This is a genomic window from Pedococcus sp. KACC 23699 (assembly GCF_045348425.1).
Taxonomy (GTDB): Bacteria; Actinomycetota; Actinomycetes; order Actinomycetales; family Dermatophilaceae; genus Pedococcus.
Genome location: NZ_CP157483.1, coordinates 3,739,767 through 3,752,204 on the forward strand (window position 1 = coordinate 3,739,767; position 12,438 = coordinate 3,752,204).

Here is a 12,438-nt window from a genome sequence, read left to right on the forward strand (position 1 = left end):
GCGGGACCCGCACGCACCACGACAGGACCTGACCATGACGACGGCCGCCACCGAACCGCTGGTCGCGCTCATCGCGAGCCGGCTGCGAGACGTGCCCGACTTCCCGAGCCCCGGGGTGGTCTTCAAGGACGTCACCCCGCTCCTCGCGGACGCGGAGGCGTTCGGGGCGGTGGTCCGCGACATGGCCGACCGTCGTCGCGGCACCGTCGACCTGGTCGTGGGGATCGAGGCCCGCGGGTTCATCTTCGGCGCCGCCCTGGCCCACGAGCTCGGGATCGGGTTCGTGCCGGTCCGCAAGGCGGGCAAGCTGCCCGGGAAGACCGTGGGCGTGTCCTACGACCTCGAGTACGGCAGCGCCACCATCGAGATCCACGAGGACTCCTTCGTCGGTGGTGAGCGCGTGCTCGTCGTCGACGACGTCCTGGCCACCGGGGGAACTGCGGAGGCGGCCTGCCGGCTGCTCGAGGACGCTGGTGCCGAGGTGGTCGCCTTCGAGGCGCCGATCGAGCTGGAGTTCCTGCACGGTCGCGACCGTCTCCAGGGCCGTGAGGTGCACTGCAGCCTGGTCGTCCGAGGCGACTGATCCCACCCTCGTCGATCCCGTAGGCTCAACCCATGAGTGAGGACGTCGTCACCGGGCCGGTACCCACCGGCGCGTCCTCCTCGAGCCGTGTCCGCGCCCGGCTGGCGCGATTCGGCAGCCGTGGACCGACCAACCCGGTCCTCGAACCGCTCCTGCAGACGGTCCGGGCCACCCACCCCAAGGCCGACCTCACCGTCATCGAGCGTGCCTACGTCGTGGCCGAGGAGGCCCACCGCGGCCAGAAGCGCAAGTCCGGGGATGCCTACATCACCCACCCGCTGGCCGTGACGACGATCCTCGCCGAGCTCGGCATGACGCCCGCGACGCTCGCGGCCGCGTTGCTGCACGACACGGTCGAGGACACGTCATACAGCCTCACCCAGCTGGAGAAGGACTTCGGCCGCGAGGTCGCGATGCTCGTCGACGGCGTCACCAAGCTCGACAAGGTGACCTACGGCGACGCCGCGCAGGCCGAGACGGTCCGCAAGATGGTCGTCGCCATGGCCCGCGACATCCGGGTGCTCGTCATCAAGCTCGCCGACCGGCTCCACAACGCCCGCACCTGGCGCTACGTCTCGGTCGAGTCGGCCCAGCGCAAGGCTCGCGAGACGCTCGAGATCTACGCCCCCCTGGCCCACCGGCTCGGCATGAACACCATCAAGTGGGAGCTGGAGGACCTGTCGTTCGCGACGCTCTACCCGAAGGTGTACGACGAGATCGTGCGGCTCGTGGCGGAGCGCGCGCCGGCGCGTGAGGAGTTCCTCTCCGGGGTGCGCGACCAGGTGAGCGAGGACCTGCGCGCTGCGAAGATCAAGGCCACGGTCACGGGTCGTCCCAAGCACTACTACTCCGTCTACCAGAAGATGATCGTCCGCGGCCGCGACTTCGAGGACATCTACGACCTCGTCGCGGTGCGCGTCCTGGTCGACTCCGTCCGCGACTGCTACGCCGCGCTCGGTGCCCTGCACGCGCGCTGGAACCCCCTGCCCGGGCGGTTCAAGGACTACATCGCGATGCCGAAGTTCAACATGTACCAGTCGCTGCACACGACGGTCATCGGTCCCGAGGGCAAGCCGGTCGAGATCCAGATCCGCACCCACACCATGCACCGTCGGGCGGAGTACGGCGTCGCCGCGCACTGGAAGTACAAGGAGGACGGGACCGCGCCGGTCCCCGGCACCAAGGACGGCGAGACCGGTCCGATCAACGACATGGCGTGGCTGCGCCAGCTGCTGGACTGGCAGAAGGAGACGGCCGACCCTGGGGAGTTCCTCGACTCGCTGCGGTTCGAGATCAACGCCCGTGAGGTCTACGTCTTCACCCCCAAGGGCGAGGTCGTCGCCCTCCCCGCGGGCGCGACGCCGGTGGACTTCGCCTACGCCGTGCACACGGAGGTGGGCCACCACTGCATCGGTGGTCGCGTCAACGGACGGCTCGTGCCGCTGGAGTCCACCCTCGAGAACGGTGACGTCGTCGAGGTCCTCACCTCCAAGGCCGACGGCGCCGGCCCCTCACGCGACTGGCTCACGTTCGTCAAGTCACCGCGAGCCCGCAACAAGATCAAGCAGTGGTTCTCCAAGGAGCGGCGTGAGGAGGCCATCGAGTCCGGCAAGGACGCGATCGCCAAGGCCATGCGCAAGGAGGGCCTGCCGCTGCAGCGCCTGCTCACCGTGGAGACCCTCACCGGCCTCGCCTCCGAGCTGCGCTACCAGGACATCGACGCCCTGTATGCCGCCGTGGGCGAGGGGCACGTGTCCGCCCAGCACGTGGTGGGCCGGCTCGTCGTCTCCCTCGGCGGCGAGGAGGGTGCGTCCGAGGACCTCGCGGAGGCGACCACACCGACGCGCTCGATGCGCCGCCGCTCGGGCGACCCCGGTGTGGTCGTCGTCGGCACCGCCGACGTGTGGGTCAAGCTCGCCCGTTGCTGCACCCCGGTGCCCGGCGACCCGATCATGGGGTTCATCACCCGGGGCAACGGTGTCTCCGTTCACCGCACCGACTGCACCAACGCGGAATCGCTTCTCTCGCAACGTGACCGGATGATCGAGGTCGAGTGGGCGCCATCCTCCGCGTCGGTCTTCCTGGTCCAGCTGCAGGTCGAGGCGCTCGATCGCAACCGCCTGCTGTCCGACGTCACGCGGGTGCTGTCCGACCAGCACGTCAACATCCTGTCGGCGTCGGTGCAGACGTCGCGCGACCGCGTCGCCATCTCCAAGTTCACGTTCGAGATGGGGGACCCGAGCCACCTCGACCACGTGATGAAGGCGGTCCGCAAGATCGACGGCGTCTTCGACGTCTACCGCATCACCGGCACCAAGGCCACGGCCGCCAAGGCCTGACACCGCGCGTCGCCCACTCGCGCTGCCAAGCGGAGTGCGAATGGTAGGCCCGAGGGCCACACCACCACGCCCGGCGACCCGGCCACGCCACCCACCTCCTCGGCTCAGGCTGTCAGCGCGATCATCGCCCCCGCGGTCGCCAGGACTGCTCCGGCTGCTCGGGCCTTGTCTGCGGTCAGGAGGTGGCGGATCGCGGTGTCGCCTCTGCCTTCTCGTCCGAGGCGGGCGTGGGTCGGGGCGGCGACGAAGGCAGTTGTCGCGAAGGTGAGTGCGGTCCCTGCTGTCGCGAGCAGGAGTCCTGGGCTGGTGGGGACCGAGACCCACGCCCATGTGAGGGTGCTGAGGAGGGCGGCATACGTGAGGACGACGAGAGGGACGATGGCTCGGCTGTGGGCGTCGTGCGCCGCCGACCAGTCCTCGGGCCGCACCCGGGCGAGGGCGGGGTAGACCAGGACGGTGACGGTGAGCTGGAAGCCGAGGTGAAGGGCGGTGGCGGCGAAGAGCGCCGCGCCGGCAAGGTCGACCACCCGGTCAGCCGCGCAGGTCAGGCGACCTGAGGTCGGGCGCCATGAGGTCGGCCACGACGGCGGCGTCGGGGGAGGCCTCGCCGCGAAGGCCTTCGACCACCCCGGAACGGTCCTCGTCGGACCGGTTCTGGCTGAGCTTGGCCTTGGCCTCCACGCGCTCGACCGCGATCTCGACGCCGACGATGCCGCGTAGCTGCCCCTCGACGTACGCCTCGGGGGCATCGGTGACGCTCCACGGGTGTTCACGGCCGTGCTCGTGCGACTGCGTGAGCGCCGTGACCAGGTCACGGAGCCAGTCCACGTCGTCGTGGACCCGCACGCGGCCGGTGAGGTGGACGGTCGTGTAGTTCCAGGTCGGCACCACCCGGCCGTGCTCGGCCTTCGAGGCGTACCACGAGGGGGACACGTACGCCTGTGGACCGGTCACGACCAAGAGGCTGGGGGAATCCGCGGCGATGGAGCGCCAGTGCGGGTTGGCCCGGGCCAGGTGCGCCCGGACCCGGTCGCCGCTCCACAGCACGGGCAGCAACGTCGCCACGGGGTACCCGTCCGGGCCTACCGTCACGAGCTCACCCGCGCCGACGTGCGCCACCATCTGCCGGGCGACCTCCTCGTCCTCGACCCGGTTGAACGCAGGCGCGTACATGGAGGAGGCGGTCAGCCGCTGAACTCGTCGAGGTTGCCGCGGGCCTGGGCCAGCCACTGCTCCTGGGCCTCGAGCTTGGACTGGGCGTCCTTGACCTTCTTCTCGTTGCCGGAGGCCTGGGCCTTGGCGACGTCGGCCTTGAGCGCGGCGACGGAGGACTCGAGCTGGTCGACCATGCTCTGGGCGCGGGCCGCGACCTCGGGATTGGTCTTGTGCCAGCGCTTCTCGTCGGCTTCGCGCACGGCCGACTCGATGCGACGCATCCCCTTCTCCATGCGGTCCACGTCGCCACGAGGCACCTTGCCGGCGGCCTCCCAGCGGTCCTGGACGCTGCGGAGAGCGGACTTGGCCGCATCGAGGTCGGTGACGGGCAGGATGGCCTCGGCCTCCTTCAGGAGCTCCTCCTTGACGGCGAGGTTGCCCCGGAACTCCTCGTCCTCCTTGGACGCCTCGGCGTCCTTGGCGGTGAAGAAGGCGTCCTGGGCTGCCTTGAACCGCGCCCACAGGGCGTCGTCGTCGGAGCGGGAAGCGCGACCGGCCTGGCGCCAGCGGTCCATGAGCCGCTTGAACGCACCGGCGGTGGCGCCCCAGTCGGTGCTGGTCGCCAGGGCCTCGGCCTCCTTGACGAGCTCCTGCTTGGCGCCCTTGGCCTCGCCCTGGGTGCTCTCGAGCTGGGCGAAGTGGATCCGGCGCGCCTTGTCGAAGGAGTTGCGGGCCTGGCTGAAACGCTGCCAGAGCGCGCCCTCGGTCTCGCGGTCGAGTCGGGCGCCGGCACGCTGGTGCTTCTTCCAGTCCTCGAGGAGCTCGCGCATGCGGGCGCCGCTGCTCTTCCACTGGATCTTGTTCTCGGGCTGTGCGGCGATCGTCTCGGCCTCGGCGACGATGGCCTCACGCTCGGCGGCGGCCACGGCACGGGCGGCGTTGCGCTCGGCGCTCTCGACCTTCTTGCGAGCAGCCACCGCGTCGGCGATCTGGGCGATCTTGGCGTCGAGCGCCGCGAGGTCGCCGACGACGCCGGCCTCCGCCACGTGCTCGCGCAGCTTGGCCAGGCCCTCGGCTGCGTCCTTCGCGGACAGGTCGGTCGTGGTGACGCGCTGCTGCAGCAGGTCTGCCGAGGCGAACAGCTCGTCGTACTTGCGGGCGAAGTAGTGCAGCGCCTCCTCGGGGCTGGCACCCGGGTAGGCGCCGACCTCCTTCTCGCCGTCCGCCGTGCGGACGAAGACCGTGCCGTCCTCGGCCACGCGGCCGAACGTCTCGGCAGGGGGACCGCTCGGGGCGGCTGCGGTGAGGGTGGGCAGGGGGTGCGCGACCTTGCGGACCGCGGCCGGGGAAGGAACAGCCGACGGCCGGGGCACCGGACGCGGCTTCGCTGCAGGGACCGGCGCGGCAGCAGCCTCGGTCGCAGGTGCGTCCTCGGTCGCGGGTGCCTCATCGGCTGCGGGTGCCTCATCGGCTGCGGGGGCCTCGGCCGCTGGTGCCTCCTCGACTGCGGGAGCCTGCGCCGCGGCACCGTCGGGCGCAGGTGTCTGCTCCGCCGCGCTCTGCGGTTCTGCGGGAGCCTGCGGCTCGGTCGGGGCTGGCGGGGGCGTCTGCTCGGTCACGTCAGGCCTTCTTCTCGGTCACAGCAACCTTGAGGATGCTGATGGGTGCAGCCGGGGCGCCATCGGTGGCGCCACCACTCACACCTGCTGCGGCGATCTTCTCGACAATATCCATTCCACCGGTCACCGTGCCGAAGATGGAGTAGCCGCCACCCGCGGTCGGGAGCGAGGAGTCCTTGTAGACGATGAAGAACTGGTCGGCGTTGCTGTTCGGGTCGTCGGTGCGGGCCATGGCCAGCGTGCCCTTGGGGTACGAGCCGTCCTTGGGGGCGTTCTCGATGCCGTACGTGTAGCCGGGGCCGGTCCCGGTGCCGCCGAGCGGGTCGCCGCACTGCAGCACGAAGATGCCCTGGGTGGTGAGGCGGTGGCACGGGGCGTCGTTGAAGTAGCTGCTCCTGGACAGGGCCACGAACGAGGCAACGGTCTGAGGGGCCTTGGCTCCGTCGAGCGTGAGGGTGATGTCGCCACAGTTCGTGGTCACCACCGCGGTGAAGGTCTTGCCTGCGGCGGTGGCCTTGTCGGGCAGGCCCTGGGTCTTGACGGCGGTGGGCGTGGCCGGGGGAGCGGTGCACCCCGCGACCGCGGCGGTCGACGCACTCGGGGTGCTCGACGCGCTCGGCGTGCTGGAGGCGCTCGGGGCCGCGGCAGGGGTGCTCCCGCCGCCCAGCTTGGTGGCCAGGATGACGAACGCCACGACGACCACGAGGACGGCGGCGACGACCACCGCGACCTGGCGGTTGCGTGCGGCATCGCGTTCGCGCTGGGCCGCTCGCGCGTCCAGCTTCTCCTGGCGGCGGTGCGCCCTCGCTCGTTCCTGCTCCTTGGTCACGCGCGCCAGTCTAGGCAGGCGGCGTGGTGACTAGGCTTCCGCCCGTGCTGACCGTCGCCTTTCCCGCTGCCGCCTTCGACACGAACTGTTACGTCCTGACCCCTTCGTCCGGTGAGGAGTGCGTCATCGTCGACCCGGGGATCGGGATCGAGGAGACCCTGCGGGCCGTCCTGACCGAGCACCGGCTGCGCCCGGCAGCGGTCCTGCTGACCCACGGCCACATCGACCACGTCTACTCGGTGACGCCGGTCTGCGGCGCCGACACGGCGGCATACATCCACCACGACGACCGCTATCGGCTGGTGGACCTGCTCGGGCAGTCCAACCCGGGGCTGGTCGCGATGCTCGAGCAGCAGTTCGGCACCAAGGCGACCTGGACCGAGCCCAGCAACGTCGTCGAGATCGGTGACGGGACCCACCTCGACCTGGCCGGGCTCGGCTTCGACGTGCTGCACGCGCCCGGCCACACCGAGGGCTCGGTGATGTTCGCGGTCGACGCCGTCCCGGACGGCATCGGCGACCAGGTGGACGTCGACCGCACCCTGCTCAGCGGGGACGTGCTCTTCGCCGGGTCGATCGGGCGGACGGACCTGCCCGGTGGCGACCCCGCTGCCATGAACCGGTCGCTGCGCGACGTCGTGCTGCCCCTGCCCGACACCACGCTGGTGCTCCCGGGGCACTACGACGCCTCGACCATGGCGCGGGAGCGGGCGACGAACCCCTACCTGCAAGGATTGAGCGCGTGAAGATCTCCCCGATCAGCGGTTTCCCCGAGTACCTGCCTGCCGAGCGGATCGTCGAGCAGCACTTCCTCGACGTCATCCGCGAGACCTTCGAGCTGCACGGCTTTCCCTCGATCGAGACCCGTGCCGTCGAACCCGTCGAGCGCCTCCTCGGCAAGGGGGGCGACGCCGACAAGGAGATCTACGGCGTGAGCCGCCTCGCCGCCGACGACAGCGATGCGCGCGACGCGGCCCTCGGCCTGCACTTCGACCTGACCGTCCCGTTCGCCCGCTACGTGCTGGAGAACGCCGGACACCTCGCCTTCCCGTTCCGTCGCCACCAGATCCAGAAGGTATGGCGCGGCGAGCGGCCGCAGGAGGGCCGCTACCGCGAGTTCACCCAGGCCGACATCGACGTGGTCGACGCCGGCGAGCTCGCACCGCACTTCGAGGCAGAGATCCCGCTGGTCATGGCCGAGGTGTTCGCCAAGCTGCCGATCGGGCAGATGGTCATCCAGGTCAACAACCGCAAGATCCCCGAGGGGTTCTACCTGGGCATCGGCGTCACGGACGTCGTCGGCACGCTGCGCATCGTCGACAAGCTCGACAAGATCGGTCCTGCCAAGGTCGCCGACCTGCTCGTCGAGTCCGGGCTCACCCGTGAGCAGGCCGACCAGTGCCTGGCCCTGGCAGCCATCCGCACCGAGGACCTGGCGTTTGTCGATCGCGTCCGCGAGCTCGGCGTGAGCCACCCGACCCTGGACGAGGGTCTCGACGCGCTCGCTGCGGTGATCAGGGCGGGGTTGGCGAACGCCCGCGGTGCCCTCGTCGCCGACCTGCGGATCGCCCGCGGCCTCGACTACTACACCGGCACGGTCTACGAGACCCAGCTCGTCGGGCACGAGTCGTGGGGGTCGTTCTGCTCCGGCGGACGCTACGACTCGCTCGCCTCGGACGGGAAGACGACCTATCCCGGCGTCGGCATCTCCATCGGTGTCTCGCGCCTGCTCGGCCTGCTCCTGGGCCAGAAGCTGCTCACCGCGAGCCGTTCCACCCCTGCCTGCGTCCTGGTCGCCGTCAACGACGAGGACTCCCGCGCCACGTCGACCCGCGTCGCGACCCAGCTGCGCGCCCGCGGCATACCGTGCGAGGTCGCGCCCAAGCCGGCCAAGTTCGGCAAGCAGATCCGGTATGCCGAGCGGCGGGGGATGCCGTACGTCTGGTTCCCCGGCGCGGGCGACTCCAACGGTGACGTGGCGGAGGGCAGCCGCGACCAGGTCAAGGACATCCGGTCCGGCGAGCAGGTCGATGCCGACGCTGCGACCTGGCAACCGCCGGCCAACGACCTACACCCCCAGATCCTGCGCACCGAGAGCTGATCCATGGACACCACCGCGCCCCTGACGGATTCCCGCGCCAGCGGGGTCCAGCTGCACATCACCTCCCTGCCCGGCGGCCGCCTCGGCCAGCCCGCGCGGGACTTCGTCGACTGGCTCGTCGAGGCGGGACAGTCGGTGTGGCAGGTGCTTCCGGTGTCCGTGCCGGACCAGCACCGCTCGCCCTACAAGTCGCCGTCGGCCTTCGCCGCCTCCCCGGCGCTGCTGGAGGAGCCGGACGCCCCGGTCAGCCGGGCCGAGCTCGACGCCTTCGCCGAGCGGGAGGCCTACTGGGTCGACTCGTGGACCAGCTTTGGTGGCGACCTCGCCGACCAGGTGCGGTTCGACCGGGAGTGGTCCGCCCTGCGCACCTACGCCCACGACCGCGGCATCCAGATCCTCGGCGACGTCCCGATCTACGTCGCGCCCGACGGCGCGGACGAACGGGCCTGGCCGCAGTTCTTCCGCGACGACGCCGTGTCCGGCTGCCCGCCGGACGCCTATGCCGCCACGGGCCAGCTGTGGGGCAACCCGCTCTACCGCTGGGACGCCCTCGCCGATGACGGCTACCAGTGGTGGATCGAGCGGCTGCGACGGACCTTCGCGCTGTTCGACCTCGTGCGGGTCGACCACTTCCGCGGGTTCGCGGCCTACTGGGCCATCCCCGCGGGGGACGAGACCGCCCTCAATGGCCAGTGGGAGACCGGCCCGGGCCGAGCCGTGTTCGACGCGGCGCGTGCGGCGCTCGGGTCGCTGCCCGTGCTGGCCGAGGACCTCGGCGACATCGACCAGCCGGTCATCGACCTGCGCAAGGCGCTCGGCTTCCCCGGGATGGCGGTGCTGCAGTTCGGGTTCGAGCCGGCCTACGAGTACAACACCCACGACCTGGTCAACCTCGCCGCCGACCAGGTGGTCTACACCGGCACCCACGACAACGACACCGTCGCGGGCTGGTGGGCCGAGCTGCCCGGGCACCGGCGCGATCTGGTCCGTGCCGCGTGGAGCGCGCAGGGGGTGCGCGCCGACGGCGACGTCGAGCCGAGCTGGGCGATGATCGAGCTCGCCCTCGCGACGCCGTGCGGCCTGGCGATGATGCAGGCCCAGGACGTGCTGGGGCTGGGTTCGTCGGCCCGGATGAACGCTCCCGGCATCGAGGGCGGCTGGTCGTGGCAGCTGGACCCTGGCGCCCTGACGAGCGAGCACGCCGCACGTCTGCGCGAGCTGACCGAGGCCTCAGGCCGCGGGCGGGTGCAGGCCTGAGTCGCGCAGCTCCAGCAGGGCCAGCGCCCGGATCGTCGACTCCTCGCCCCGGCGCCAGGCGCCGGTGGGGTCGGGGGAGATGGCCGCCAGCTTGCGCATCGGCTGGCGGGCCATCGCCCGCAGCGCGAACAGGTCGAGGTCGGCCGCCTGGTCGATGAACCGCTGGGCGGCCGTGGCGCGGCGCACGAAGCGGCCACGGACGAACGCCCAGACGAGGCCGACGATGACGATCGGCACCAGTGCCGTCACCCAGCCCAGCAGGTTGGCCAGCCGGGTGACGGACTCGACGAGGTCGGTGCCGGCCTGCTGGATGGTCGTGCCCGCGGTCCCGGCCTGACGGAACGGCGCGGCGATCTTGTCGCCGACCAGCGGCACGTCCCGGACAGCGTCGCCCGCGCCGGTCATCTGCTCCCGGAAGCCCGAGCCGGCGCTCTGCAGCCGTCGGCCCGGTGCGGCGAGCTCGAGCGTCACGTCGTGGACGACCCGTCCCACCCACGCCCAGGCGCACACCCAGGCCACGATCCCGAGGTCCGCGAGGATCTGGAGGGTGCGGCGGCCCGGCAGGTCTGCGTAGAGCTTCATGGCGCCTACACTCCCATCCGTGCCCCCCACCAGCGCGATGGAGCGCGCGGTCCGCAGCTGGCTGGGCCACCTCGACGTCGAGCGCGGCATGGCCGCCAACACGCTGAAGTCCTACCGGCGCGACCTCGGCCGCTACACGGCATACCTCGACGCCCACGGGGTCCACGACCCGGCCGCGGTGACCGAGGCGCACGTCACCGACTTCCTCGCCACCCTGCGTGAGGGCAGCGCCGACCACCCGCCCCTGGCGGCCTCCTCGGCCGCGCGCACGCTGGTGGCCGTGCGCGGGTTCCACAAGTTCCTCGCCCTGGAGGGGGAGGTGCAGACCGACCCCGCCGGCGCCGTGAGCCCGCCCAAGCCGCCGACCCGGCTGCCCAAGGCCATCGGGGTCGACGAGGTGGAGCGGCTGCTCGAGGCGGCGAGCGTGGGGGACACCCCCGCCTCGCTGCGCGACCGTGCGCTGCTCGAGGTCCTGTATGGCGCGGGGGCCAGGATCTCCGAGGCCGTCGGTCTCGACATCGACGACATCGACACCTCCGAAGGGGTCGTCCGGTTGTTCGGCAAGGGAAGCAAGGAGCGGCTCGTCCCCCTGGGGTCGTATGCGGCCGAGGCCATCGGCGCGTACCTCGTGCGGGGTCGCCCCGCCCTGGCCACGCAGGGCCGCGGCACACCCGCGGTGTTCCTCAACCAGCGCGGCGGACGGTTGTCGCGGCAGTCCGCCTGGGCGGTGATGCGGACGGCCGCCGAGCGGGCCCAGCTGTCGGGTCACGTGTCCCCGCACACCCTGCGGCACTCCTTCGCCACCCACCTGCTGGACGGCGGCGCCGACGTCAGGGTCGTGCAGGAGCTGCTGGGGCACGCCTCGGTCACCACCACGCAGATCTACACGCTCGTCACGGTGCAGCGGCTGCGTGAGGTGTACGCACAGAGCCATCCCCGCGCCCGCTGATAGGGTCGTCCCGATCAGCGAGAGGCTGACCGCCGTACGCCAACGCACCGGGAGTGAAACGTCTGTGGAACCTGAGGTGACCACGCAGTCGCAACCGTCCGCCCAGGACACCCCGGAGTCGTCCGTCAACACCAGTGAGAGCGGCCACGCCCGCCTCCCGGGCACGGAGGCGGTGGGCGCCGGACTCGTCGGCCCGACCGGCCGCCCGATGCCGGACTTCCCCGAGCCCGCCCCCCTGAGCAGCCACGGTCCTGCGCGCATCATCGCGATGTGCAACCAGAAGGGTGGCGTCGGCAAGACCACGACGACCATCAACCTCGGTGCAGCGCTGGCCGAGGTGGGCCGCAAGGTGCTGCTCGTCGACTTCGACCCGCAGGGCGCGCTGTCCGTGGGTCTGGGCGTCCGGGCCAACGAGCTCGACGTCACCATCTACAACCTGCTCGTGGAGCGTGGCCACGACGTCCGCGACGTCATCCAGTCCACGTCAACGCCCAACCTCGACGTCATCCCGGCCAACATCGACCTGTCGGCCGCCGAGGTCCAGCTCGTCGGCGAGGTGGCTCGCGAGCAGATCCTGGCCCGCGTGCTGCGCCCGGTCATGGACGACTACGACGTCATCATGATCGACTGCCAGCCGTCGTTGGGCCTGCTCACCGTCAACGCCCTCACCGCCGCCCACGGCGTCCTGATCCCGCTCGAGTGCGAGTTCTTCGCGATGCGAGGCGTCGCGCTGCTGGTCGAGACGATCGACAAGATCACCGATCGGCTCAACCCGCGCCTGCAGGTCGACGGCATCCTCGCCACGATGTACGACTCGCGCACCCTGCACAGCAAGGAGGTCGTGCGCAGCGTCGTCGACCACTTCGACGACCAGGTGTTCCACACGGTGATCAGCCGCACGGTGAAGTTCCCCGACGCGACGCTGGCCGCTGAGCCGATCACCACGTACGCGTCCACGCACGGTGCCGCAGCGGCGTACCGGCAGCTGGCCCGCGAGCTGATCGCCCGTGGTGGGGCGGCCTGA

12 protein-coding genes are annotated in these 12,438 nt (G+C 71.1%); 7 read left to right on the forward strand and 5 right to left on the reverse strand.

All coding sequences use genetic code 11. From position 1 onward, the window contains the following. Window positions 1–34: 34 nt before the first annotated feature. Both ABEG17_RS17560 and ABEG17_RS17565 read left to right on the forward strand, forming a co-directional pair. Window positions 35–583, forward strand: a complete 549-nt coding sequence (locus tag ABEG17_RS17560) for an adenine phosphoribosyltransferase (protein ID WP_406830772.1) — start codon at window positions 35–37, stop codon at window positions 581–583. Between the two features lie 32 nt (window positions 584–615). Beyond that, on the forward strand, window positions 616–2,922 hold the full coding sequence (locus tag ABEG17_RS17565; protein ID WP_406830773.1) for a RelA/SpoT family protein: 2,307 nt from the start codon (window positions 616–618) through the stop codon (window positions 2,920–2,922). 104 nt (window positions 2,923–3,026) lie between these two features. Here the strand turns inward: ABEG17_RS17565 and ABEG17_RS17570 are convergent, their stop codons facing one another. From ABEG17_RS17570 to ABEG17_RS17585, 4 genes are read right to left on the reverse strand one after another with little or no spacing between them, the layout of a single operon-like run. Beyond that, window positions 3,027–3,449, reverse strand: coding sequence for a hypothetical protein (locus tag ABEG17_RS17570; RefSeq protein WP_406830774.1), 423 nt, complete (start codon window positions 3,447–3,449; stop codon window positions 3,027–3,029). 4 nt (window positions 3,450–3,453) lie between these two features. Further along, window positions 3,454–4,095 (reverse strand): FMN-binding negative transcriptional regulator, encoded by a 642-nt coding sequence (locus tag ABEG17_RS17575; protein WP_406830775.1) that lies wholly within the window; start codon window positions 4,093–4,095, stop codon window positions 3,454–3,456. Window positions 4,096–4,106: 11 nt separating this feature from the next. Next, the gene (locus ABEG17_RS17580) at window positions 4,107–5,696 is read right to left on the reverse strand and encodes a DUF349 domain-containing protein (RefSeq protein ID WP_406830776.1); all 1,590 of its coding nucleotides are present in this window, start codon (window positions 5,694–5,696) and stop codon (window positions 4,107–4,109) included. 1 nt (window position 5,697) lies between these two features. Further along, a complete protein-coding gene (locus ABEG17_RS17585) occupies window positions 5,698–6,525 on the reverse strand; it encodes a peptidylprolyl isomerase (protein WP_406830777.1) in 828 nt (275 codons plus the stop codon). Between the two features lie 44 nt (window positions 6,526–6,569). Between ABEG17_RS17585 and ABEG17_RS17590 the strand changes: the two genes are divergently transcribed. From ABEG17_RS17590 to ABEG17_RS17600, 3 genes are read left to right on the forward strand one after another with little or no spacing between them, the layout of a single operon-like run. After that, on the forward strand, window positions 6,570–7,271 hold the full coding sequence (locus ABEG17_RS17590) for an MBL fold metallo-hydrolase (protein WP_406830778.1): 702 nt from the start codon (window positions 6,570–6,572) through the stop codon (window positions 7,269–7,271). Next, window positions 7,259–8,626 (forward strand): histidine--tRNA ligase, encoded by a 1,368-nt coding sequence (gene hisS / locus ABEG17_RS17595; RefSeq protein WP_406833230.1) that lies wholly within the window; start codon window positions 7,259–7,261, stop codon window positions 8,624–8,626. The genes ABEG17_RS17590 and hisS overlap by 13 nt, the downstream gene beginning before the upstream one ends. 3 nt (window positions 8,627–8,629) lie before the next feature. Continuing rightward, window positions 8,630–9,883, forward strand: a complete 1,254-nt coding sequence (locus ABEG17_RS17600) for a 4-alpha-glucanotransferase (protein ID WP_406830779.1) — start codon at window positions 8,630–8,632, stop codon at window positions 9,881–9,883. Here ABEG17_RS17600 and ABEG17_RS17605 read toward each other — a convergent pair. After that, the gene (locus tag ABEG17_RS17605; protein ID WP_406830780.1) at window positions 9,857–10,465 is read right to left on the reverse strand and encodes a hypothetical protein; all 609 of its coding nucleotides are present in this window, start codon (window positions 10,463–10,465) and stop codon (window positions 9,857–9,859) included. The two genes, ABEG17_RS17600 and ABEG17_RS17605, sit on opposite strands and share 27 nt — an antisense overlap. On the opposite strand from ABEG17_RS17605, the gene xerD reads away from it, so the two are divergent. Continuing rightward, on the forward strand, window positions 10,464–11,414 hold the full coding sequence (gene xerD / locus ABEG17_RS17610) for a site-specific tyrosine recombinase XerD (protein ID WP_406830781.1): 951 nt from the start codon (window positions 10,464–10,466) through the stop codon (window positions 11,412–11,414). The genes ABEG17_RS17605 and xerD overlap by 2 nt on opposite strands. 208 nt (window positions 11,415–11,622) lie before the next feature. Further along, complete coding sequence (locus ABEG17_RS17615; protein ID WP_406833231.1) at window positions 11,623–12,438, forward strand: ParA family protein; 816 nt, start codon at window positions 11,623–11,625, stop codon at window positions 12,436–12,438.

Bases quoted from the DNA above. Each gene is read 5' to 3' on its own strand.
- ABEG17_RS17560 (WP_406830772.1), top strand. From the start codon at position 35: ATGACGACGGCCGCCACCGAACCGCTGGTCGCGCTCATCGCGAGCCGG.
- ABEG17_RS17565 (WP_406830773.1), top strand. From the start codon at position 616: ATGAGTGAGGACGTCGTCACCGGGCCGGTACCCACCGGCGCGTCCTCC.
- ABEG17_RS17575 (WP_406830775.1), bottom strand. From the start codon at position 4,095: ATGTACGCGCCTGCGTTCAACCGGGTCGAGGACGAGGAGGTCGCCCGG.
- ABEG17_RS17600 (WP_406830779.1), top strand. From the start codon at position 8,630: ATGGACACCACCGCGCCCCTGACGGATTCCCGCGCCAGCGGGGTCCAG.
- xerD (WP_406830781.1), top strand. From the start codon at position 10,464: ATGGCGCCTACACTCCCATCCGTGCCCCCCACCAGCGCGATGGAGCGC.
- ABEG17_RS17605 (WP_406830780.1), bottom strand. From the start codon at position 10,465: ATGAAGCTCTACGCAGACCTGCCGGGCCGCCGCACCCTCCAGATCCTC.
- ABEG17_RS17615 (WP_406833231.1), top strand. From the start codon at position 11,623: ATGCCGGACTTCCCCGAGCCCGCCCCCCTGAGCAGCCACGGTCCTGCG.